We start from the raw sequence: 20397 nt of genomic DNA on the forward strand, positions 1-20397 counted from the left end.
CGCTCATTGGTTCGCCCACCCATACTGCTGGGGGACCACAGACAGCGCCGGGCGCTGCTCAGGCTCGTCATCCCAGCGGCCCGCGGCCAACCAGGTAGACGCGTGCGGCGTGAACTGCTGATCCTTGCCAGCCACCTGCATGCGCAGCGTCTCCAGCCCAGCCATGATCTGCTCAGGGCTCGCGAGCTTCAGGGCCTTCTCGTAGGCCTTCCGGGCTGCTTCCTTGCCCACCTTGCGCGGGTAGACCTTCCAGAAAGCATTGAAAGCATCCGTCGAAGCCGAAGGCTTTGATGAAGTCTTTTTACTTTCCCTTCCCATCCCTTCCCTTCCTAAGGGGAGAGTTGGTGAGTCTGTGGGAGTCTCGGTGTGCTCAGGCAAACTCACCGGAGTTTCCACGAGTGCAAGTGAGTCCTTCTGAGCACATGCGGGGCACCGTGTTTTCCACCGAGGATCGATCTTCTGGTGATCCCCGAAACGCTTCACATGCAGGTACGTCCTGCCCGCCTCATCACTGACACGCTCGATACGGCCGGCGGCCATCAGCTCCGCCAGTAGCGCCTCGATGTCCACGTCATCCATGGGCAGAATCTGCAGCTTCAGCCGGAAGGCGTCATCGGCCACATGCCCGTGGTCGCAGAGCGTGAAGTTCCAGATACCGATGTAGAGCAACCTGGCGAAAGGGGACAGCCGGACAATGTTGCCGTCAGTCCAGAACTCCGGCTTGATAGTGCGAATGCGTGCCATCAGCGCTTCACCTCCTCAGAGGTGCGCTGCAGGTACGCGGCTTCGATCTCTTGCAATGTCCCTTGCAAGGCTTGGCCCAAGGTCACAATGCCCTTGGGCAGGGTTGGTGGTGGGACTTCCATCAGGGGGTCGCCTCCGTTCCCTGGTCGGATTGGTTGGTTGTGGTGGCTTCGAGTTCGTACAGTCCGCCGTAGCCTTTAGGGCGGGGGAATTGGATGACGGATCGGGATAGCCACGGCGTTTCAGTCGGCGTGTAGTAGGGCTGCGTGATTCCCTTGGAGACCATCTCGGCGCATCGTGTGGGTTCAACCTGTCTGTGTTCTTCAGCGAGGCGTTCCCGGACTTGCTTTTTGAGGTCGTGGCCCCAGTTGGAGGCGCAGAACTTGCAGAAGATCCGCATCTCATCGCGGGTCATCATCACCAAGGGTGTGCCGCCGGCATAGACCTTTGGGTGCCCGTACTTGTCAACGCACTTCTGGCAGTACTGGTAACCGATGGAGCAATGCGGATCATCAGGCCAGCGGCAGGCACCGCCGCCCAGGAATCCGGGACCGCCGCACCAGCCGCAGATCATTGGCCCGTGCCAGCCCAGCGGTTTGACCTTGAATAGCGGCTGGGCTGTCTCTGCCGGTGGTTCGAGCAGCTCGAAGATATCGAGCTGACCAGCGATCATGACGCCTCCCTCCAGTAAGGCCTGGAGGGCAGAGCAGTAGCCGGCACTTCAAGCACCACCACCTTTCCGGCACCTCCGGACCCGGGAATCTTGGAGGCGTCAGAGATGTAGCCGCGAGGCTTGCCAGTCATCTTCACTCGATGGCGCTGAGCGACCGCGGGCAGGTCATCAAGGGCGAGGCGTAGCAGCTCCTCGTTCGTGGCGCCTGCGGCGTCGTTGTTGACTATGGGCCAGATAGCCCGGAACAACTGGGGTTCGGTCGTTGCGGTCACCGTGCCACCTCCAGCGCGGTACGGGAACCGTCGACCTCCAGTCGCCATCGGAACCCTGACCAGTCCTCTATTGGTGTAAGGTCCGGGTGCTCCCCGATGCCCAGCCGGAACCCGCGGCCTGCTGCTTCGATGGGGTGGGCCTCAACATGACCGTGGCACCGGGTTGTTCCAGTGCCACACATCAAAACCAGGTTCGCTGGGCCGTTGACCCATGCTTGCTTGGTGCCTCCCATGCCGCGTGATCTGCGGTGCTGAAGTGAGTACCATCCGCTGCTGGTGTCGACGTGGCAGCCGCACCACTGGCAGGTGGATTGGTCGCGCCTGATGACCATTTGCCGGGTCTTCGGTGTTGGGCCGCTCATTCGCCTCGCCCCGCGACCTGGTACATGGCCCGGACGCTGGCACCAATGGACTGGTAAGCGCGCAGCTCTGACTCCAGAGCCTTGGCCAGCCTGTCGGCGTAACGGTAGGCGGCGTCAGCGACGTCGCGGGCTCCGCGTGTCTCAGCCGTTGCGAGGTCAGCGGCGTAGCGCTTCTCATGAGCTGCTCCCTTGTGCTCCATGTAGGCCGAGGCGTAGGCCAGGTCATGGTTACGGTCAGCGGTCATGAAGGTCACGTACCGCTCGTTGCAGACGGCCGCCGAGTTGGCGATCCGGACACTGATGTCCCGGATGCGCTGCTCAATGGCCACAGGGTTCAGAACGTCATTGCTCATGGTCGTCCGCCGATCTGTGGCAGGTTTGGGTCGAGCTGCAGCGGGATCCCGCCGTCACGCCACGCCTGAACAAGGGAGAGGCCTTTGTCCTTGGCCGTGTACGTGACGGTGAATTTCGTGGGCTCGCCGGGCAGGCGATGCTCGATACCGTCCACCAGCTCGCCCTCATCGGTCACGAAGGCATCGCCGGCCAGCTTGCAGTCCGCGGCGATGTGCTCGACGGCGGACGGCTTCACGCGGACTTCGGTCCAGCCTTCGGTGGGCGGGTGCTCCACGGTTTCGATGAGGTCCGGCCGGTACTCACGGCACCAGTCCAGAAGGGCGCCAGGATCCGTGACGACCGTCTCTGCCTTGGCCTCTGTCAGGGTGATTTGCGCTACCTTGTCACCCTCGGGGTTGAAGACGCTAAAGGACTTGTTGCCCGTCTCCTTGTACTGGTTCACGAGGTCCTTCAGTGCGGACTCTCGCCCCGCCTTGTTGGCGTCGACAATCACGGAGGTCATCGCATTCATGACCGCCGTACGTAGGGTCTTCTCTTTGAAAGTCAGCTCAGGCATCGACTAGTGCTCCTTCGATTGGGGTTGCTTCTTGGATGGCTGCTTCGACTGCGGCCAGATAGTGGTCCGGGGCGCCGGCTTGCTTGGATGTGTGGCGCAGCGCCGTGAGGCGTTCCACGTTGCCCTTGGCATTGACCAGCGCTGCAGCCCAATCAGTTCCTTGCTGTTGTTGCTGCTGCCGGGGCGCACGCTCGTAGGTGTGCTCATCTGGGTCGGCGTCATCCGTGGGCAGCGTGAACACCTGAAGGAGGCACGTGCGGTAAGCGACGGACATTGCCTTGGCCGTTGCCTTGTCGCCCAGGTCGAAGGATTCCGCCGGAACCTGCGCTACGAATTGATCACCTTCAGGGCCGACGAATGTGTAATCAACGATCACCACAGGGGCCGTGGCCATCTTTCCGCCGGAAAGCTGCTTCGAGGCGTCCCGGTGCTCCACCTTGGAGGGGAACACCATTACGCCATGCTTGGACATAGCCGCTGAGACGGCATTCACCACGGCATCGACGCCACGAAAGTTGAAGTTCTGCTGAGTGTTCCTGCCGTCCTTGCGGACAGCTCCCACGTCCTCGCGAATCTTGACGATCGCTTCGTGTACTTTCATCGTTCCCCCTTGCGCCAGGCGTCGGCGTCGTCGTTTGCGCGCTGATCGATAGCGTCCGCAATTGCGTCGTAGTCCACGGGTTCGGGCTGCTCCAGCTGGCGGTCATGGTTCCGGGCCCAGCCGACGAAGACGCCGGCGAAGATTGTCCCCACGAACACCACGAGGAATGGGCCGGTCAGCATGAGGCGTCCTTGATCCACTTCTGGGCTTGGGCAAGAGCTTCTTGGAAGGTGCCCGGGGACGAGGACTGCGCGTTGCCGGTGGTGGGGTTGAGACGGTCAGCCCACCAGTAGTTGAACTGCTTGACGATGCGCGGCTTCACGCTCAGTCGCTTGTCGCGGAGTCTCATGCGGCCACCGCCGGGGTCTGGTCGGTACGGGCGTCGATGAAGCGCTGCAGGTCGTCGGCGCGGACACGCCACTTCTGCCTGCCAGTGCCCATCTCGACTGCCCGGAGTGAGCCGTCCTTGATGCGGGCTCGCACCCAGTCGTCGGACATGCACACAAGTTCTGCTGCTGCCTTGGTGGAGTACAGCCGCACGGCTTCGGTCGGGGCGCCGTTCCCCGTGGTTGGTCGGCTAGGTATAGTTGCCATTGAGATTTGTCTTTCTGTCGAGGTCCTCTCCTGGTGCATCAGGAGAGGGCCTTTTCTCATATCTGGATCAACGTCTTGTGACGTGTGGAGCCTGCCGCGTTTGTCACTCGATGCGCGCGAGAGTCCTCTTTTCGGATGAAGAGTTCGTCAAGGTCCCGCTTCAGCCATTTGCTGATCTGGATGGCCAGATCCTCGGAGCACTGCTTCATGGTGCCTGTCTCCAGTGCGGAGATGGCGGCCTGGCTGCAGTTGCAGAGAATGGCGAGCTGACGCTGGTTGAATCCTTCGCGGATTCGTCGCTCTTTCAGCTTTTCGCGGTTGATGGGTTGCATGTACACCTCCCCTCTGAGTCGTTGCTTTGGTCGCCGGTACGAAGCGTGTGCCGGACGTGTTGTTCCTTGGTGCAAGTACATGTCTACTCCTCTGATTTGTCTTTGACAAGTAGAGCTTGCATCAATTCTCATTCACTTGTCAACACGCCTAGCTCGGATGCGCTGGGGGATAAGGGGAGTAGGCGGTTTACTTGTATCTGAATCTCGTTTCCCGACTTCAACAAGTAGTACAACTGCCGCAAGGATTGAGCCATGGAAAGCACCGAACTCTCGCTGCGTCAGATCGCCCAGATGGCATCTGACAACAACGGAGGCGCTAAGGGCCGCGAACTGGACCGAATCGCCAAGAGCAAGGGCCTGACGCTCTCCTACACGACAGTCAACAAGATCATCGCCGGCACCTACACGTCCCGCCCGGGACAGAAAACGGTGGAAGCGCTGGCGGCCCTGGCAGGAGTGCCGCTGGAACAAGCATTCAACGCCGCCGGCATCGAAGCGCCCCAGGCATCGCTTGCCGAACAGCTCCCGCCCGAGGCCGACACGCTGACCCCAGAGCAGCGCCGCGTAGTGATCGACCTGACCCGTGTGTTCATCAAGCAGAACCGATTGGTTCACGAACTACGGCAGGAGGTGGTGGGACATGAAGAGCGTTCCGCCCCCATTGCTCGAGCAGGGGAGAGCCCTGCAGCAAAGAGTCACCTTCAGGCTGTCCCCGACTATCGGGGAGCCACGGAAGAAGAGACCCGGCACCTCGCCGCATTCAAGGGCGATCCGAACATCCCGCACGACGCGGAACCACACGACGACTAGTCCTCCACAAATAATGTCGGCCCACTTGTATAGCGTCGGCTGGCATGGGGTACGAACGTCTAGTGGATGAGCTCGGGGTCCGTCTAGTCGATGGATACCCGCCGCACGGCTGGTGGGCCTGCTATAACCATCAAACTCACACAATCCTGCGAAGGCCCGACCTTGGCACATTGCAACGCAGGGTAGCCACCTATCATGAGCTGGGGCACGCCTTCTATCGGCACTCCGGCTGCAATCCGAGGCAGGAAGTCCAGGCCAGCGTCTGGGCAGCGCGCCAAATGATCACACCAAAGGCCTTCATTGAGGCTGCCCAGATAACCGATGACCTGCAGCACATCGCCCACGTCCTGGGCGTGATGAAGCGTGACGTTGAGTACTATCTGCGGTCCCTCAGTTACGAGGAGATGGTGGCCATGCGCGAAAAGATCGGGTGGGGACACCCGTAGGGAAGGGGAACCAATTGGCCAGAGCAGCCAAGGGGGAAGGAACCCTGTTCAAGACCGACAACGGATGGCGTGGATACGTCACCGTCAACGGTGCCAGGAAGTACTTCTCCGCAAAGACCAAAGCAGAGGCATCGCAGAAGCGCCGCCAGCTGCTGACTCAACGCGACCACGGGCAGCTGTCAGTGGAAAAGTCGCCAACCGTGCTCCAGTGGCTGGAACACTGGATGACCATCTCAAACCACAGGCCAACCACGGCCGCCGGCTACCGCCACTACATCAAGACCTACATGAAGCCCATCCATGCCGTGCGCCTGGACAAGCTCACCATCGAACACCTTGAAGAGCTGTACGCCCAGATGGAGAAGGACGGGCTGTCCGGATCCACGAGGCACCAGACCCACGCGATCATCCGCGTTGCTCTGAAGCATGCTGTGCGCCGCGGCCACATGTTCCGCAACGTCGCCGCCCTGGTCCAGCCGCCATCTGTTGGGCCGCGCAAAACCAAGGCACTCTCTGAGGCTGACCTGCAAGCGCTCTATGCCGCAATCGCCGGCGACCGATACGAAGCGCGTTGGTTGCTGTCCTTGCAGATGGGTCTGCGCCCCGGAGAAGCGACTGGCCTGCAATGGCAGGACCTCGACTTTGAAACGGGCATCCTTCACGTCCACCATCAGATTCAGGCCGTCGCCGGGAAGGGTGCCATCCTCGTTGACCTGCCCAAGACCGCCTCGGGTGATCGGAAGATCCCGCTGCCGTCATACCTCCTGGACATGCTGAAGCGCCGACGCGAAGAGCAGTTGCGCGAGATGATCGAGGCCGGTGACAGCTGGAAGCCGTGGACACCGGAGGGCCAGCCCACCGCAATGATCTTCACTCAGCTCGACGGGCAGCCACTGCGCCCGAAGCTCGACCACGACAACTGGCACGCCCTGCTCGCGGCCGCCGGCCTTCCCAAGATGCGCCGGTACGTTTCCCGCCACACCGCTGCCTCCATGATGATCGCCAACGACGTCGACGTGGCCACCGTGTCAGCCACCCTGGGGCACGCCAATCCGGCTTTCACCATGAGCGTCTATACCCACGCGATCGATGAGCGCCGCGAGGAGCTGGCGGTGAAGTTGGACCGCCTGGCTGCACCCTATTTTGCACCTTATGTTGCCGGTGAAGAGCGTTCTGGAGCGGATAAGGAATCCACTAATGCCCCACTTTTCAAGGGTTCACGGCCCCCATCGTCACCCAGCGGCGGCGCGCCAAGAAACTCATAATCCTAAGGTCCTCGGTTCAAGTCCGAGTAGCCCTACCTTCATGGGAGCCGTGGTGGACGCTGGATGCATCCACCACGGCTCTTTGTCGTTACCAGGATCAAGCGGTGGCGCCCATGGCCAGCGACAGCGCGCGCCGGAGGCGGTCGGACTCTGCGCTGCCTGTCGTGGCCAGCCGGAGCAAGGGAATGCCGTAGGCCCGGCATACAACGTCCTTGAGGGCATCCCGCGCCCTTTGATCGGGGCTGTCCTCATGGAAGGCGAATCCGTCCACTTCGATGCACAGCAGCGGTTTGTTGGACACCCGGTTGTACACCACAAAGTCAATTGACGCCCGGTTCCTGACGTAGCCGGCTTGATCCTCTGTCAGCAGGTCCAGGTCCGGAAGCATGTTGCGGAGCAACACCTGAGGGACAGCGTGAAGGTCCACGTAGGGTTCCTCCACAAGGATCTCACCGAGCAGCGTCCCCAGGATGTTCTCGGAGTTAAAGGCGGAACTGCCTCGTACGCGCCGGGCAAGCGGTTCCAGCACTGATGAGTAGTCGCGGTACAGCAGGTCGAAGACGGACACGATCCGGCTGTCATGTATGCCGTGGTCCGGCTCCCTGTACCGGATGTAGTCCACCAAGTCGCGCAGGTGCCTGCTGGCAGGCAGCATGTCATGGTTTGTGACCAGGACGAACCGCTTCACCGCGCGGGAGACTGCCACATTCACCAGGTGCGGGTCATCAACGAATTCGATTCCTGCCCGGCCGACTGCGCTTTCATCAAGGACTGTGCTCATAACGATGATGTCCTTCTCGCGGCCTTGGAATTTATGGACAGTATCGCTGTGGATCGCTGCGCTGAGGGCGTCCGCTACCTTTCCCACCTGCCGCCGGTAGGGGCTGACGACGCCGATCCCGCTGGGACTCGTGTCGGCACAGAAGTCACGAAGAACTTCACCGGCTATGACCTCAGCCTCGCGCTGGTTGGTCCGTCCTCCGGCTTGATGCCGGCGCATGTGATTGCCGGCCACCGTACGCACCACTACCAATGGTTGCCCGGATGCATTTTCGGGCCTGTACGGTACAAGCTGCCCGCCGTAGAACTTCCTGTTGCAGAATTCGATGATGGCGGGATGGCAACGATAGTGCTCGCGCAGCATGGTGCGTGGAAGGCTGGCCCCGAAGCGTTCGATGACGGAGGACAGGATGTTGTGCTTGCCGTAGTCATACGCGGGGGCGGGTGCCTTCCCCGATTTGGCAGCTCCGGGATCAGCGATATGCTGCAGCTGTTGCAGGTCGCCCACGACGATCACGTTCCGGGCACAAGCCAGGGCAAGGCCTGCGGCAAGAAGATCCACTTGGGATGCTTCGTCGATGATGAGGTAGTCAAGGAGATGCCCGGCCGGCACGTTGCGCCGCAACGAGTGGCACGTGCTGAGGATCACTGGATAGTCATCGGTGAATCTCCTGAAATCCGTCCGAATCGACTGTTCGGTATAAGCGCGCCGGCGGGTTCCGGAGTACCGCCGGTGGAGGCTGGCATCCAGGGCCATTCTGGACAAGCGACGGTGTTCCCCGCCGAGCTGAGTGAAGTTTTCCGCAGCCAATACCTTGGCGGCATCGTGGATGTGACGCTGGAGTTCAAGGATTTTGTTGTCGTAATACGCACGCTGCAAACGGAGAACAACCCCGGTGTCCCTCGGATCAATTTTTCCTGCACGGCCATGCCGAAGGCGCAGCCTGATCCAGCGCCCCAGCCTTCGGAGTGGTCCTTCTTCGGCAGGCACGGTCGCTGTGTCGGCCATGTACTGCAAAATCCGTCGTGCGGACCAACGAAGGATCGGCGCGCCGTCAAGCGGTGCGCCCTCCGCTCCGAACCGCCGGACAAAGTGCTCGCGCTCCAGCTCATAGGCATCAAGTTCATGCCGCCAGAGTGCCAGTTGCCTGTCCTTCCCGTGGAGTTCCTGAAGGCGTAACCCAAGGTCTGCCAGCTCAGGGGCTGGAGGGGCGTCCGGTACCTCGCGCGCACAGAGTTCTTCGACCTCGCTGTTTCTTGCCTCCTGCCGCTCCAGGAAGCCAGCAAGTATCTCCTTGCGACGGAGGTCCGCAACGAGGTGGCCCAGACCTTCCTCGACAAGTCTGTCCCGCACGTTCTCCACGGCGGCATTGTTGAACGAGACAATGCCGACGCTAGTTCCCCTGCGTTCCAGGATGTTCGCCACCAGGTTGAGTATTGTTTGGGTCTTGCCCGTACCGGGAGGCCCGTCGACCACTGAAATGGGGTGGGTAAGGGCCTTGATGATCGCCTCGCGCTGGCTTTGGTTGGAAGTAAAGGGAAGCAGCGGTTCCCGCACCTCCTCGGCAGCATCGAGAGCCGTTCCGGTGAGGTACTTGTTGAGCACACTGTCCGGCGGGATGCGGTCAAATTTTCCGTACTGGCCCCGCAAGGTGTCATTGGCAGGCAGTTGCGCAGCAGCATTCCGCCAGTACTCGAAAACCGCGCGTGCTGCGACATCGTGGGGAGTGGGCCGCGAGATAGTGATCTCATGGGCCGGGACTGTCCGGAAGACCGGTTTGTCGTTCTCCCCGTGGAAGATTCGGAGCCAGCTGCCTTGGGCGCTGTCGAAGCGCAGAATCTGATGCACCCCTTCGATGACCTGCCCACGATGGCTTACCGTATCCCCGGTCCTTGGAAGTTCGCTCGTTGGATTGCCGAGAATCAGTACGTTGTTGAGCGAGTACTTGTACTCCTTCGACCGCCCTTCCGTTCCCAATGTCACGTGGAGGAAACCCCCGGAGGAGCGGTACGCGAGGACGTCCTTCGTCTTATCCAAGAATTCGGGCCGGTTGCGGCTGCGGACGAGTATCACTTCTTTGAACGGATCAATCATGCTGGCCCCCAGTTCCGGTGTCTTAACCCAGGGTTGACGTTACCGAATGCGCTGATGGGGCGGGAATACCGACGATTGCCCGTTGCGCTGCAGGACCATCCTCGGGTATGTTACTGACCAGTAACATACCCGACGGTAACTTGCCTGCCGTGGTCGTTGAGGACCACCCATGAAGGAGACACTATGTCCAACGCCGCATTCGACCCCGCCGGCCTTCCTTATGCAGACGGTGACTTCTACGCCTTCGAACAACTGCTGACGGGCAAGGAACAGGACCGCCTGGCCGAAGTCCGGGAATTCCTGGACCGCGAAGTCAAGCCCGTGGCCGTGGACTCGTGGAACCGGGCGGAATTTCCCATGGAGCTCATTCCCAAGCTGGGTGAGCTGGACCTGGTGAGCCCTGTCCGCAGGCAGGGCTACTCCAACTTGTTCGCCGGCATCCTGCATGCCGAGGTCACCCGGGCTGATGCCTCCATTGCCACCTTCATGGGCGTGCACGATGGTCTGTTCACAGGCTCCATTGAAGCGCTGGCCTCGCAGGAGCAGAAGGACGCCTGGCTGCCCGAGATCTACTCCCTGAAGAAAATCGGCGCCTTTGGGCTGACTGAGCCGCTGGGTGGATCCGATGTTGCCGGGGGGACCCGGACCACGGCCCAGCGCGACGGCGACAAGTGGATCCTTAACGGCGCCAAGCGCTGGATCGGCAACGCCACGTTTTCCGACTGGGTGGTCATCTATGCCCGGGATCTGGCCGACAACCAGGTGAAAGCCTTCCTGGTGGATACGTCCCTGCCGGGGTACTCGGCGCAGAAGATTGAAAACAAGATCTCGCTGCGTACGGTGCAGAACGCGGACATCACCTTGGACAACGTGGTGGTGCCCGAATTCTTCAAGCTTGCCAACGCGAACAGTTTCCGTGATACCAACAAAGTCCTCAAAGTGACGCGCCTTGCTGTTGCGTGGCAGGCTGTTGGGCTCCAGCTGGCTGCCTTCGATGTTGCCCGGAGCTACGCCGTGGAGCGTCAGCAGTTCGGCCGGCCCTTGGCCCGCTTCCAGCTTGTCCAGGACCAGTTGGTGCAGATCCTGGGCAACGCCGTGGCCTCCATGGGAATGATGGTCCGGTTGGCCCAACTGGAGGACGCCGGCGTGGCCAAAGATGAACAGTCCGCGCTGGCCAAGGCCTTCACGACCGCCCGCATGCGCGAAAGTGTCGCTTTGGGCCGGAACATCCTGGGTGGCAACGGGATCGTGACGGACTATGGGATGGCCAAGATCTTCGCCGATGCAGAAGCCATTTACTCGTACGAAGGAACGTACGAGATCAACACCTTGGTGGCCGGCCGTGCCATCACCGGGGTGTCTGCAATCGTCTAGTTCCCTTTGGCGCCCGGTCTCTCAGTGGATGGGCAGCAGGATTGAGGGACGCAGATCGAGGACGAAGGCCAGGGGATTGACGTAGTCGTCCCCGCGGCGGACGCCCCAGTGCAGGCAGGTACCCTGACAGTGCGCCGGGGCCGCCGCAAGGTTTCCAATGACTTGCCCTTTGGTGACGTGGTCTCCGGGCTTAAGTCCGGTGTCCACCGGCTCAAAGCTGCTGCGCAAACCGCCGCCGTGGTCGATGGTCAGGACGGGGCGGTCAACCACTGTGCCGGCAAATGACACCACGCCGTCCGCGGGGGAGGCGACGGCCGGCGCTGCGGTGACCGGGCCGGCGTCGTGGGCTGCTCCCAAGTCCACCCCGCGATGCCCGCTGAGCCATGGTTTGTCCGGAGGGTCGAACGTCCGGAGGACGTGCGGCTTGGGGGAGAGCGGCCATGACCAACGGCCCTGGCCCGACGGGGGAGCGGTGCTGCCGGCAGGGCCGGCCAGCAGCGCGGCAACGAGAATGGGAATGAGCTTTGCGAAGACCATGGCTCCAGCCTTCCGTGGGGCCGGGCGCGGGAACCATGCCCAAGGTTCGGTATGTGGACAAATCACCCCGAAGGCCGGTCAAACACCTGGGCTGGCTGTAGTACACTTGATGGAGCAGTTTGCTGTGCCCTCAAGCTTGTTCAGGAGCATGTCTCATTCAGATATGTGAGGGGCTCAGACTGACTACGCGTATCCAGCCCTCCACCAGCCAGGCCTCGTGGCTTATGGCTGCGGAGGATTGTGCCTCCTGCGGTCCGGAGCCCCTGCGGTTCCGGCGGGAGCGCAATGGATGCCAGGAGCCGAGCCCGTCCGGGCCGCGGCTGAATAACCGTCAACTATTGGCAGGGTAAGAGGCCCTCAAGGGTCTCTCATGAATGACCTGCCGGAAGGAGCGTCGGCATGCCCGTCGTAACCATGCGCCAGCTGCTTGACAGCGGCGTCCACTTTGGACACCAGACCCGTCGTTGGAACCCGAAGATGAAGCGCTTCATCTTCACCGAGCGCAACGGCATCTACATCATTGACCTCCAGCAGTCGCTGTCCTACATCGACCGCGCCTACGAGTTCGTCAAGGCCACTGTCGCCCACGGCGGCACCGTCCTGTTCGTCGGCACCAAGAAGCAGGCCCAGGAAGCAATTGCTGAGCAGGCTACCCGTGTTGGCCAGCCCTACGTCAACCAGCGTTGGCTGGGCGGTATGCTCACCAACTTCTCCACGGTTGCCAAGCGTATCCAGCGCATGAAGGAACTCGAAGAAATCAACTTCGAGGACGTCGCCGGCTCCGGCTACACCAAGAAGGAGCTCCTGCTCCTCAAGCGCGAACTCACCAAGCTCGAGTCCAACCTCGGTGGTATCCGCAACCTGACCAAGGCACCCTCCGTTCTGTGGGTTGTTGACACCAAGAAGGAACACCTTGCTGTTGACGAAGCCAAGAAGCTGAACATCCCGGTTGTTGCCATCCTGGACACCAACTGCGACCCGGACGAAGTCGACTTCCCGATCCCGGGCAACGACGACGCCATCCGCTCCGTCAACCTGCTCACCCGCGTTGTTGCCGACGCCGTTGCTGAGGGCCTGATCGCCCGCAACCAGCGCTCCACCGGCACCACCGAAGCTCCGGAAGAGCCCCTGGCTGAGTGGGAGCGCGAGCTCCTCGAAGGCAGCAAGGCTGAAGAAGCTCCGGCCGCAGAAGCCGCACCGGAAGCTGCAGCTGCAGAAGCCGAAGCAGCCAAGTAAATCTGGACCTTCCCTGACGCCAAAACCGTCGGGGGCAACTGACGGGATGGCGGCTCACAAGGTGGGCTGCCGTCCTTCAGTTACGTAAACACATAAATTTCTAGACAGAGGGGTTCACATGGCGAACTACACTGCTGCTGACATCAAGGCCCTGCGCGAGCGCACGGGCGCCGGCATGATGGACGTCAAGAAGGCTCTCGACGAGGCCAACGGTGACGCCGAGAAGGCCATCGAGATCATCCGTATCAAGGGCCTCAAGGGTGCTACCAAGCGCGAAGGCCGCTCCACCGCAGAAGGCCTGGTTGCTGCCAAGGTCAACGGCGGCGTGGGCGTAATGATCGAGGTCAACTGCGAGACCGACTTCGTTGCCAAGGCTGACAAGTTCATCCAGCTGGCTGACAAGGTCCTCAACGTTGCAGTCGAGTCCGGCGCTGCCGACCTCGACACCCTGCTGGCCACCGAGGTCGACGGCAAGAAGCTTGCCGACGTCGTCATCGAAGAGGGCGCTGTCCTCGGCGAGAAGGTTGTTGTCCGCCGTATCTCCCGCGTTGAAGGCACCACGGTCGACGCTTACCTGCACAAGACGTCCAAGGACCTTCCGGCCCAGGTCGGCGTTCTGTTCGCTGTCGACGGTGAAGGCGAAGCCGCTGCCACCGCAGCGCACGACATCGCGGTCCACGTTGCAGCCATGGCACCGAACTACCTGACCCGCGAAGACGTCCCCGCGGAACTGGTTGAGTCGGAGCGCCGCATTGCCGAAGAGACCGCCAAGGCTGAAGGCAAGCCGGAAGCTGCACTCGCCAAGATCGTTGAAGGCCGCGTGACGGGCTTCTACAAGGGTGAAGTCCTGGTTGACCAGGCATTTGCCAAGGATTCCAAGAAGACCGTTGCACAGGTCCTCGAGGAAGCCGGCGTCAAGGCAACCGCAGTAACCCGTTTCCGCGTCGGAAACTAGCAATTCATGAAGAGGGGTGGTCACTTCGGTGGCCGCCCCTTTTTCATGCACTCGTCAGGGCGTTACCTGCCCTGACCCAAGCACGATACTCTAGCCAGAGTCCATCAATGGGAAGGCACCATGGAAACCGACAACACTGCAATCCAGCCCGAGAAGACCCGCCGCCGTGTACTTCTGAAGCTCTCCGGCGAGGTCATCGGCGGAGGCAAGCTCGGCGTCGATCCTGAGACCGTCCGTGCCATCGCCAAGCAGATCGCGGCCGCCGTGCCCGACGTCGAAATCGCCATTGTGGTCGGTGGCGGCAACTTCTTCCGCGGCGCCGAACTGTCCCAGAGCGGCATGGACCGTTCCCGCGCGGACTACATGGGCATGCTCGGAACGGTCATGAACTGCCTGGCCCTGCAGGACTTCCTGGAGCAGGCCGGCGTGGAAACCCGCGTCCAGAGCGCCATCACCATGGGCCAGGTTGCGGAGGCATACATTCCGCGCCGTGCCATCCGCCACATGGAAAAGGGCCGCGTGGTCATTTTCGGTGCCGGTGCCGGCCTGCCGTACTTCTCCACCGATACCGTGGCTGCCCAACGCGCCCTCGAAGTCCACGCAGACGTGGTACTGATGGCCAAGAGCGGCGTGGACGGTGTCTACACCGCGGACCCCAAGAAGGACGCTGCAGCCGAGAAGCTCGATGTCCTCAGCTATGACGACGCCCTGCGCCGGGACATCCGCGTCATGGACCAGACGGCCATGACCATGTGCAAGGACAACAAGCTGTCCATGGTGGTTTTCGGCATGGAGGGCGAGGGCAACGTCACCCGGGCCATCCTTGGCGAAACGCTGGGAACTCTGGTCACGCCGTAGCAGCGGCTAGGATATTTGCAGGACGTCCGCCCCTGGGGGCGGATCTTTACTGTGCAGTGCGGCCCCGCACGTGGGCAGCGACTATTTTCTGAGGAGATACCCGTGATCGAAGAGACCTTGCTCGAAGCCGGCGAGAAGATGGACAAGGCGGTTGAGGTAGCCAAGGAGGACTTCGCCTCGATCCGTACGGGCCGTGCCAACCCCGGGCTCTACAACAAGGTGATCGTGGAATACTACGGCACCCCCACGCCCCTGCAGCAGCTGGCCTCCTTCGCAGTGCCGGATGCCCGCACGATCCTGATCACCCCTTACGACAAGAGCGCACTCCGCGACATTGAAAAGGCCCTGAGCGATTCCGAGGTCGGCGCCAACCCGTCCAACGACGGCAACGTCATCCGGGTCACGATTCCTGAGCTCACCAAGGAGCGCCGCAAGGAGTACGTGAAGATCGTCAAGGGCAAGGGCGAAGACGCCAAGGTTTCCGTCAGGAGCATCCGCCGCAAGGCCAAGGATGCGCTGGACAAGCTCGTCAAGGACGGCGAAGCCGGCGAGGACGAAGGCGCCCGTGCGGAAAAGGAACTGGACGCCATCACCAAGCAGCACGTGGACAGCATTGACGACCTCCTCAAGCGCAAGGAAGCCGAGCTGCTCGAGGTCTGATGAGCCAGGCAGAGCCGGTGCCTGCGGGACCCACACCGACGCAGGAAACCCGCAAGGGCGCCAAAAGACTCCGTGAGAATCCGACGCCGAGGGCGGGACGAAATCTTCCCGCAGCAATCGGCGTCGGATTGGCCATGCTGCTGGCGGTCCTCGGAGGGCTGTTGTTCCTTCCGCTGGGGTTCGTCCTGCTCACCACGTGTTTTACGGTTCTCGGCGTCTGGGAGGTGTACCGCGCACTCGAGGCCCAGGGCACCAGGATGCCGATTATTCCTGTAATGGTCGGCAGCCTGGCGATGCCGGTTTCTGCGTACTTCGGCGGGCTGGAAGGACTGCTGTTCACCATGGTGGCCAGCAGTGTGGCGGTCCTGCTGTGGCGGTCCATCGAGAGCGCCGCCGGTGCACCACGGAGCGTTTTTGCCGGCGTATTCACCTTGGCGTGGGTGCCGTTCCTCATCAGCTTCGCGGCCCTGCCGCTGCACGCCAGCGCCGGTCCTACACCGGTGGGCTTCTGGCCGGACGGCATTCCGCAAGGTGCCTGGCAGATCGCTGCCATGCTCTTGTTGGTGGTTTCCAACGACACGTTCGGCTACATCGTGGGTGCGTCGTTCGGCAAGCACCCCATGGCACCGAAAATCAGCCCGAAAAAATCATGGGAAGGGTTTGCCGGTTCCGTGGGCGGGGCCATGGTGATCGGGGTGCTGGCGTGCATCTTCCTCCTGGACAAACCGTGGTGGGTGGGCCTGATCCTCGCCACCGGTATGGTGGCCGCAGCTACTGCGGGCGACCTCGCCGAGTCAATGGTCAAACGTGAACTCGGCGTGAAGGACATGAGCAGCATCCTCCCCGGGCATGGCGGGGTCATGGACCGGCTTGACTCGATCGTGTTCGCCGCCCCGGTAGCCTATGTTCTGTTCGCGCTGCTGAGCGGCGTCTGACAACACTGATGAAGGATAAGTAGTGGCTTTGGATATTCGACGCCAGATTCCGGCAACGTTCGAGCGCGTGGAGCGCAGCAAATACGGCTACAACGCCAAGCAGGTTGATGCCTTCCTTGGACGTGCCAGGGCATCGTTCGAAGACCCTGCCGGTGCGGCGGACCCTGTGGCCAGCACTGATGTCCGTGACGTAGCCTTCGACCCCGTCAAAGGCGGCTATGACGCGCACAGCGTGGACGCCGCCCTGGACCGCCTGGAGGACGCCTTCGCCCGGCGTGAGAGGGACGACCTCATCAGCAGTCAGGGAGAGGAAGCGTGGCTGCGCCAGATCGGCAAGCTTTCGGGCATCCTGCGGGGCCGGCTTCACCGGCCCGACGGCGAACGGTTCCGCCGCCCGGCCAGGAAGCGCACCCGCAGTTACAACATTGAAGACGTCGATGCCCTGTGCAGCCAGCTCATCGGCTACCTTGAGCATGACCAGCAATTGAGCGTCGACGCCGTCAGGCGCGCTGTCTTCCGTGCGGCCAAGGGCGATGAAGGTTACGAAGAAGCCCAGGTGGACGCCTTCCTGGACCGGGTCGTCGAACTGATGGCCGCGATCGACTAGGAGCGCTCCGTCGGCGTGGACGGAGTCGGCGATATTGGCGGGTTGGCTTTCCAGACGCCGTCATACAGGCGCTTGCCTCTCAGCAGCGACACCATGAAAAAGCCCAGTGCCACGAGGATCGCGGCGGTCACCGCGGCAGCGGCAGGCAGGCCCAGCACGGTCAGTACCGAACCGAGCAGCAATGCCAGCAGGGCCGCGTTAGCCGTCATCATGAACATCATGCTGCTGCCTGCCACCTGGCTGAAGGCCGTCCGTCCTCCCAGGAAGTAGTAGGTTCGGTTGGAACCGGCTTCGTCGTCGTGGTAACCGGCCATCATATACCGGGCCATTCCAGGGTCCAGCTCAACGTAGGCCGCCCGCAGCCTGTTCATGGCCAGGACATACATGAGGTCCTCCATGCCCACATTGATCACCCTGATCTGGGTCAGGAGTCCCACGGCCACGTCGATGCCGAGGATGGTCAGCGCAAAGGCCCGGAATGCCTCGGAAAACTGGGTGGCATTGCCTACCAAAGCCACGCTCAGAAGGCTCGCCGAGGTGAACGTCAGGAACATGCTGATCCGGGTGAGGACCTCGCCCTGGGTGGTACTTCGCGAGGCGAGCAGGCTCCAGTGCTCGGTGGCCAGCAATTGCGCCCGCACGCCGGGGGAGATTGCCGGTGGTTCGGGACTGGTAGTTCCCGGTTCCTCGGACATGGCGTCATTGTCCACCCTGCGCACTGCCTAAACAACTGGCCAAACAACCGGCCCGGACAACATGTTCAGGCACGGCGGCGTTCAAGCGGTTAACCCGCTACCTCTCGGTGGCGACCGGCCGCTCCGGTACGTGCAGCCTCGACATGACCCTGTTGACGGAACCCGGGATCCTGTCCTTGGTCGCGAGGGAAACAGCTACGGTCACGGCGAACGCAGCGGGTACGGTCCAGGCGGCGGGCTGGGCCAGCCAGGCAGGCGCGGCCACCGAACCCAGCACGGTACCGACCACCATGGCGCCGCCGCAGAGCAAGGCGCCCGTGACCATGCCGCTGATTGCCCCCACGTCGGTCAGGCCCCGCCACCAGATTCCCAGCAGGAGGACCGGGCAGATGGTGGAGGCGGTGAAGGCAAAGACCAGGCCCACGCTTCCGGCCAGGGCCAGCGAGTCGGTCATGAACGCAAAGCCCAGAGGCACGACGGCGGCAAGCACCGCCGCGAGCCGGAAACCTTTGACGCTTCCTCCAAAGAGGTCCTGGCTGATGACGCCGGAGAGTGAGACGACGAGTCCGGACGTCGTGGACAGGAAGGCTGCGAATGCCCCGGCTACGACGAGGGCGGAGAGCAGGTCGCCGGCCACGCCACCGACGATCCTCCCGGGCAGCAGCAGGACCAGGGCATCCGCCTGGCCCGCCTGCGCCAGGTCCGGCGCGAACATCCTGCCAACTGCCCCCGACACGGTGGGAAAGAGGTAGAACACGGACAACAGTCCCAGGACGATCAGCGTGGTGCGCCGTGCGGACTGGCCATCGGGGTTTGTGTAAAACCGCACCAGGACGTGGGGCAGGCCCAGCGTTCCGAAGAGCAGGGCCACCATCAGCGAGATGTTCTGGTAGGCGCTGGCCGCCGGTTGGCCGGTGGGATTGACGGGCAGCCCGGCTTGGGGGAGTGCGCCGTTTCCTGCGAGGACCAGGAGCACGAACACCACCGGTACGGCCAAGGCGGTGAGCTTCAGCCAATACTGGAAGGCCTGGACAAAGGTAATCGAGCGCATGCCACCTGCCACCACCGTGAGGCACACGACTGCTACGACCGCCGTCGAACCTGCCCAGGAGGGCAGACCCGTGGTGATCCGGATGGTCAAGGCTGCGCCGTGGAGTTGCGGGACGATGTACAACCAACCGACGGCCACCACGACCAGGCTGGTGATGCGGCGGACCGCGCGGGAGTCGAGACGGGCCTCTGTGAAGTCGGGGATCGTGTAGGCCCCCGACCGTCTCAAGGGGGCAGCGACGAAGAGGAGCAGCATCAGGTACCCGGCCGTGTACCCGACAGGGAACCACAGGGCGTCTGTCCCGGACAGCAGGATCAGTCCGGCAACACCCAGGAAGCTGGCAGCCGACAAGTACTCACCGCCGATGGCCGAGGCGTTCCACCAGGGCGGCACGGTCCGCGAGGCAACATAGAAATCGCCCGTTGTCCGGGAGATGCGCAGACCGTAAAAGCCGATGACCGCCGTCGTGATGGACACGGCGAGGAACGCTGTCAACCCGACCGCCGGATTCACTTGTCCTCCACCAGGTCGCGGTAGCGTGCTTCATTCCGCGCGGCGGCGCGGTTGAAGAACCACGCACTGATCCCGATCACGGGATAGACCCCGGCACCCAGCAAAAGCCAGTCCAGCGGTATGCCCAGGATGCGTGTCTCCGCAACGCCCGGACCGTAGACGAGCATGAGGGCAAAGGCGCCCAGGATGACCAGGAAGCCGCACCCGACCACCAGGGCGAGCCGCAGCTGCGACCTGATCAGGGAACGGATGAACACCTGGCCTGCGTCCGAATCTTCGCTGACGTCGCTCCCATGCGGGAGACGGACGGGAACCGGCGGGGCCGCCTGCCGCGGGGCAGTAACCCTGACCCGGGTCATCCTTGGGGCCGGATCCGGGTGGATTGCAACTTGTCCCGGACCGAGGGCAGGTGGCGCCGGCTGATGGGAAGCTCGGCTCCTGCCACGGTCACGCTCGGGCCCGATGCTGCCAGCTTGAGATGGCCCACGTGGCCCAGCGCCACGAGGTAGCTGCGGTGGATGCGGAGGAAGCCCGCCCCGGCCCATTTCTGTTCGAGGTCGCTGAGGGGAACGCGGATGAGGTAGCTGGCTTCGGCTGTATGGAGCCGTGCGTAATCTCCCTGTGCCTGGACGTAAAGGACATCGTCCCGCCGGATCATCCTGGTGGTTCCTCCCAGATCCACGGTGATCATCTCAGGGGCGGGCGTACCATCCTTGATGAGGTCGCTGATCCGGTCCACCGAGCGGGCAAGCCGCTCCGCCCGCAGCGGTTTGAGCAGGTAGTCAATGGCCGCGAGGTCGAAAGCTTCCAGGGCACAGTCTTCGTCCGCGGTGACGAACACGACGGCGGGCGGGTTGCTGCTGCGCGCAATGGCCCGGGCGATGTCCAGCCCGGACAGTGCCGGCATGTGGATGTCCAGGAACACGGCGTCCACTGTTTCCGATTCCAGCGTCCGTAGGGCCTCGGCACCTGAAGACGCACGGTGGATGGCGCCGATGCGCTCATCCCTGCCCAGCAGGAAGGCAAGTTCCTCCACGGCTGGAAGTTCGTCGTCGGCGACGAGCACGTTGATCATGGTTATAGATTAGCCCC

General features: G+C 62.5%; 26 protein-coding genes. 10 read left to right on the forward strand and 16 right to left on the reverse strand.

The features are described from left to right. Nucleotides 1-3: 3 nt before the first annotated feature. The 10 genes from ACUYMZ_RS08490 to ACUYMZ_RS08535 form a co-directional block, all read right to left on the reverse strand. On the reverse strand, nucleotides 4-744 hold the full coding sequence (locus ACUYMZ_RS08490; protein WP_481602752.1) for a hypothetical protein: 741 nt from the start codon (nucleotides 742-744) through the stop codon (nucleotides 4-6). 121 nt (nucleotides 745-865) lie between these two features. After that, on the reverse strand, nucleotides 866-1417 hold the full coding sequence (locus tag ACUYMZ_RS08495) for a hypothetical protein (RefSeq protein ID WP_481602753.1): 552 nt from the start codon (nucleotides 1415-1417) through the stop codon (nucleotides 866-868). Then, the gene (locus ACUYMZ_RS08500; protein WP_481602754.1) at nucleotides 1414-1689 is read right to left on the reverse strand and encodes a hypothetical protein; all 276 of its coding nucleotides are present in this window, start codon (nucleotides 1687-1689) and stop codon (nucleotides 1414-1416) included. Before ACUYMZ_RS08500 ends, ACUYMZ_RS08495 begins: the two co-directional genes overlap by 4 nt. A 358-nt stretch (nucleotides 1690-2047) precedes the next feature. After that, nucleotides 2048-2404, reverse strand: a complete 357-nt coding sequence (locus ACUYMZ_RS08505) for a hypothetical protein (protein WP_481602755.1) — start codon at nucleotides 2402-2404, stop codon at nucleotides 2048-2050. Then, a complete protein-coding gene (locus ACUYMZ_RS08510) occupies nucleotides 2401-2961 on the reverse strand; it encodes a hypothetical protein (protein WP_481602756.1) in 561 nt (186 codons plus the stop codon). Before ACUYMZ_RS08510 ends, ACUYMZ_RS08505 begins: the two co-directional genes overlap by 4 nt. Further along, nucleotides 2954-3562 (reverse strand): ERF family protein, encoded by a 609-nt coding sequence (locus tag ACUYMZ_RS08515; protein ID WP_481602757.1) that lies wholly within the window; start codon nucleotides 3560-3562, stop codon nucleotides 2954-2956. Before ACUYMZ_RS08515 ends, ACUYMZ_RS08510 begins: the two co-directional genes overlap by 8 nt. Beyond that, nucleotides 3559-3744, reverse strand: a complete 186-nt coding sequence (locus ACUYMZ_RS08520; RefSeq protein ID WP_481602758.1) for a hypothetical protein — start codon at nucleotides 3742-3744, stop codon at nucleotides 3559-3561. The genes ACUYMZ_RS08515 and ACUYMZ_RS08520 overlap by 4 nt, the downstream gene beginning before the upstream one ends. Next, nucleotides 3738-3911 carry a hypothetical protein gene (locus ACUYMZ_RS08525; RefSeq protein WP_481602759.1) on the reverse strand — a complete coding sequence of 58 codons (174 nt, stop codon included), beginning with the start codon at nucleotides 3909-3911 and terminating at the stop codon, nucleotides 3738-3740. Before ACUYMZ_RS08525 ends, ACUYMZ_RS08520 begins: the two co-directional genes overlap by 7 nt. Further along, nucleotides 3908-4156 (reverse strand): helix-turn-helix domain-containing protein, encoded by a 249-nt coding sequence (locus ACUYMZ_RS08530; RefSeq protein WP_481602760.1) that lies wholly within the window; start codon nucleotides 4154-4156, stop codon nucleotides 3908-3910. The genes ACUYMZ_RS08525 and ACUYMZ_RS08530 overlap by 4 nt, the downstream gene beginning before the upstream one ends. 56 nt (nucleotides 4157-4212) lie before the next feature. Next, nucleotides 4213-4488, reverse strand: coding sequence for a helix-turn-helix transcriptional regulator (locus tag ACUYMZ_RS08535; protein ID WP_071416585.1), 276 nt, complete (start codon nucleotides 4486-4488; stop codon nucleotides 4213-4215). 252 nt (nucleotides 4489-4740) lie between these two features. On the opposite strand from ACUYMZ_RS08535, the gene ACUYMZ_RS08540 reads away from it, so the two are divergent. The 3 genes from ACUYMZ_RS08540 to ACUYMZ_RS08550 are packed head-to-tail and all read left to right on the forward strand — an operon-like array spanning nucleotide 4741 to nucleotide 7009. Further along, complete coding sequence (locus ACUYMZ_RS08540; RefSeq protein ID WP_481602761.1) at nucleotides 4741-5298, forward strand: hypothetical protein; 558 nt, start codon at nucleotides 4741-4743, stop codon at nucleotides 5296-5298. A 44-nt stretch (nucleotides 5299-5342) separates the two neighbouring features. After that, the gene (locus ACUYMZ_RS08545) at nucleotides 5343-5744 is read left to right on the forward strand and encodes an ImmA/IrrE family metallo-endopeptidase (RefSeq protein ID WP_481602762.1); all 402 of its coding nucleotides are present in this window, start codon (nucleotides 5343-5345) and stop codon (nucleotides 5742-5744) included. 14 nt (nucleotides 5745-5758) lie between these two features. After that, on the forward strand, nucleotides 5759-7009 hold the full coding sequence (locus tag ACUYMZ_RS08550; RefSeq protein WP_481602763.1) for a tyrosine-type recombinase/integrase: 1251 nt from the start codon (nucleotides 5759-5761) through the stop codon (nucleotides 7007-7009). A gap of 97 nt (nucleotides 7010-7106) precedes the next feature. Here the strand turns inward: ACUYMZ_RS08550 and ACUYMZ_RS08555 are convergent, their stop codons facing one another. Next, nucleotides 7107-9884 carry an AAA domain-containing protein gene (locus ACUYMZ_RS08555; RefSeq protein WP_481602764.1) on the reverse strand — a complete coding sequence of 926 codons (2778 nt, stop codon included), beginning with the start codon at nucleotides 9882-9884 and terminating at the stop codon, nucleotides 7107-7109. A gap of 183 nt (nucleotides 9885-10067) precedes the next feature. On the opposite strand from ACUYMZ_RS08555, the gene ACUYMZ_RS08560 reads away from it, so the two are divergent. Further along, entirely contained in the window at nucleotides 10068-11258 is a 1191-nt protein-coding gene (locus ACUYMZ_RS08560) for an acyl-CoA dehydrogenase family protein (protein WP_426006733.1), read from the forward strand. A 21-nt stretch (nucleotides 11259-11279) separates the two neighbouring features. On the opposite strand, the gene ACUYMZ_RS08565 is transcribed toward ACUYMZ_RS08560, so the two are convergent. Next, entirely contained in the window at nucleotides 11280-11795 is a 516-nt protein-coding gene (locus ACUYMZ_RS08565) for a murein hydrolase activator EnvC family protein (protein ID WP_481602765.1), read from the reverse strand. A gap of 399 nt (nucleotides 11796-12194) precedes the next feature. On the opposite strand from ACUYMZ_RS08565, the gene rpsB reads away from it, so the two are divergent. From rpsB to ACUYMZ_RS08595, 6 genes are all read left to right on the forward strand, one after another. Next, the gene (rpsB, locus tag ACUYMZ_RS08570) at nucleotides 12195-13031 is read left to right on the forward strand and encodes a 30S ribosomal protein S2 (protein ID WP_426006735.1); all 837 of its coding nucleotides are present in this window, start codon (nucleotides 12195-12197) and stop codon (nucleotides 13029-13031) included. Nucleotides 13032-13149: 118 nt separating this feature from the next. After that, nucleotides 13150-13986, forward strand: coding sequence for a translation elongation factor Ts (tsf, locus tag ACUYMZ_RS08575; protein ID WP_364160114.1), 837 nt, complete (start codon nucleotides 13150-13152; stop codon nucleotides 13984-13986). Nucleotides 13987-14106: 120 nt separating this feature from the next. Next, a complete protein-coding gene (gene pyrH, locus ACUYMZ_RS08580; RefSeq protein WP_426006737.1) occupies nucleotides 14107-14844 on the forward strand; it encodes a UMP kinase in 738 nt (245 codons plus the stop codon). A gap of 102 nt (nucleotides 14845-14946) precedes the next feature. After that, on the forward strand, nucleotides 14947-15504 hold the full coding sequence (gene frr / locus ACUYMZ_RS08585; RefSeq protein ID WP_021472577.1) for a ribosome recycling factor: 558 nt from the start codon (nucleotides 14947-14949) through the stop codon (nucleotides 15502-15504). Next, nucleotides 15504-16439, forward strand: a complete 936-nt coding sequence (locus tag ACUYMZ_RS08590; RefSeq protein WP_481602766.1) for a phosphatidate cytidylyltransferase — start codon at nucleotides 15504-15506, stop codon at nucleotides 16437-16439. Before frr ends, ACUYMZ_RS08590 begins: the two co-directional genes overlap by 1 nt. A gap of 22 nt (nucleotides 16440-16461) precedes the next feature. Then, nucleotides 16462-17046, forward strand: a complete 585-nt coding sequence (locus ACUYMZ_RS08595) for a DivIVA domain-containing protein (RefSeq protein WP_481602767.1) — start codon at nucleotides 16462-16464, stop codon at nucleotides 17044-17046. Here ACUYMZ_RS08595 and ACUYMZ_RS08600 read toward each other — a convergent pair. The 4 genes from ACUYMZ_RS08600 to ACUYMZ_RS08615 all read right to left on the reverse strand — a co-directional run bounded on the left by ACUYMZ_RS08600 (nucleotide 17043) and on the right by ACUYMZ_RS08615 (nucleotide 20380). Beyond that, entirely contained in the window at nucleotides 17043-17741 is a 699-nt protein-coding gene (locus tag ACUYMZ_RS08600; RefSeq protein ID WP_426006740.1) for a hypothetical protein, read from the reverse strand. The genes ACUYMZ_RS08595 and ACUYMZ_RS08600 overlap by 4 nt on opposite strands. A gap of 97 nt (nucleotides 17742-17838) precedes the next feature. Continuing rightward, a complete protein-coding gene (locus ACUYMZ_RS08605) occupies nucleotides 17839-19305 on the reverse strand; it encodes a sodium/solute symporter (RefSeq protein ID WP_426006742.1) in 1467 nt (488 codons plus the stop codon). Further along, a complete protein-coding gene (locus ACUYMZ_RS08610) occupies nucleotides 19302-19664 on the reverse strand; it encodes a hypothetical protein (protein ID WP_481602768.1) in 363 nt (120 codons plus the stop codon). The genes ACUYMZ_RS08605 and ACUYMZ_RS08610 overlap by 4 nt, the downstream gene beginning before the upstream one ends. Beyond that, the gene (locus tag ACUYMZ_RS08615) at nucleotides 19661-20380 is read right to left on the reverse strand and encodes a LytR/AlgR family response regulator transcription factor (protein ID WP_426006744.1); all 720 of its coding nucleotides are present in this window, start codon (nucleotides 20378-20380) and stop codon (nucleotides 19661-19663) included. The genes ACUYMZ_RS08610 and ACUYMZ_RS08615 overlap by 4 nt, the downstream gene beginning before the upstream one ends. Nucleotides 20381-20397 lie beyond the last annotated feature (17 nt).

The sequence above is a fragment of the Arthrobacter sp. T572 genome (assembly GCF_056780115.1).

Bases quoted from the DNA above. Each gene is read 5' to 3' on its own strand.
- ACUYMZ_RS08615 (WP_426006744.1), bottom strand. From the start codon at position 20,380: ATGATCAACGTGCTCGTCGCCGACGACGAACTTCCAGCCGTGGAGGAA.
- ACUYMZ_RS08525 (WP_481602759.1), bottom strand. From the start codon at position 3,911: ATGAGACTCCGCGACAAGCGACTGAGCGTGAAGCCGCGCATCGTCAAG.
- ACUYMZ_RS08530 (WP_481602760.1), bottom strand. From the start codon at position 4,156: ATGGCAACTATACCTAGCCGACCAACCACGGGGAACGGCGCCCCGACC.
- ACUYMZ_RS08600 (WP_426006740.1), bottom strand. From the start codon at position 17,741: ATGTCCGAGGAACCGGGAACTACCAGTCCCGAACCACCGGCAATCTCC.
- ACUYMZ_RS08610 (WP_481602768.1), bottom strand. From the start codon at position 19,664: ATGACCCGGGTCAGGGTTACTGCCCCGCGGCAGGCGGCCCCGCCGGTT.
- ACUYMZ_RS08505 (WP_481602755.1), bottom strand. From the start codon at position 2,404: ATGAGCAATGACGTTCTGAACCCTGTGGCCATTGAGCAGCGCATCCGG.
- rpsB (WP_426006735.1), top strand. From the start codon at position 12,195: ATGCCCGTCGTAACCATGCGCCAGCTGCTTGACAGCGGCGTCCACTTT.
- ACUYMZ_RS08490 (WP_481602752.1), bottom strand. From the start codon at position 744: ATGGCACGCATTCGCACTATCAAGCCGGAGTTCTGGACTGACGGCAAC.
- ACUYMZ_RS08555 (WP_481602764.1), bottom strand. From the start codon at position 9,884: ATGATTGATCCGTTCAAAGAAGTGATACTCGTCCGCAGCCGCAACCGG.
- ACUYMZ_RS08540 (WP_481602761.1), top strand. From the start codon at position 4,741: ATGGAAAGCACCGAACTCTCGCTGCGTCAGATCGCCCAGATGGCATCT.
- ACUYMZ_RS08560 (WP_426006733.1), top strand. From the start codon at position 10,068: ATGTCCAACGCCGCATTCGACCCCGCCGGCCTTCCTTATGCAGACGGT.
- pyrH (WP_426006737.1), top strand. From the start codon at position 14,107: ATGGAAACCGACAACACTGCAATCCAGCCCGAGAAGACCCGCCGCCGT.
- ACUYMZ_RS08510 (WP_481602756.1), bottom strand. From the start codon at position 2,961: ATGCCTGAGCTGACTTTCAAAGAGAAGACCCTACGTACGGCGGTCATG.
- tsf (WP_364160114.1), top strand. From the start codon at position 13,150: ATGGCGAACTACACTGCTGCTGACATCAAGGCCCTGCGCGAGCGCACG.
- ACUYMZ_RS08590 (WP_481602766.1), top strand. From the start codon at position 15,504: ATGAGCCAGGCAGAGCCGGTGCCTGCGGGACCCACACCGACGCAGGAA.
- ACUYMZ_RS08520 (WP_481602758.1), bottom strand. From the start codon at position 3,744: ATGCTGACCGGCCCATTCCTCGTGGTGTTCGTGGGGACAATCTTCGCC.
- ACUYMZ_RS08535 (WP_071416585.1), bottom strand. From the start codon at position 4,488: ATGCAACCCATCAACCGCGAAAAGCTGAAAGAGCGACGAATCCGCGAA.
- ACUYMZ_RS08565 (WP_481602765.1), bottom strand. From the start codon at position 11,795: ATGGTCTTCGCAAAGCTCATTCCCATTCTCGTTGCCGCGCTGCTGGCC.
- ACUYMZ_RS08545 (WP_481602762.1), top strand. From the start codon at position 5,343: ATGGGGTACGAACGTCTAGTGGATGAGCTCGGGGTCCGTCTAGTCGAT.
- ACUYMZ_RS08495 (WP_481602753.1), bottom strand. From the start codon at position 1,417: ATGATCGCTGGTCAGCTCGATATCTTCGAGCTGCTCGAACCACCGGCA.
- ACUYMZ_RS08515 (WP_481602757.1), bottom strand. From the start codon at position 3,562: ATGAAAGTACACGAAGCGATCGTCAAGATTCGCGAGGACGTGGGAGCT.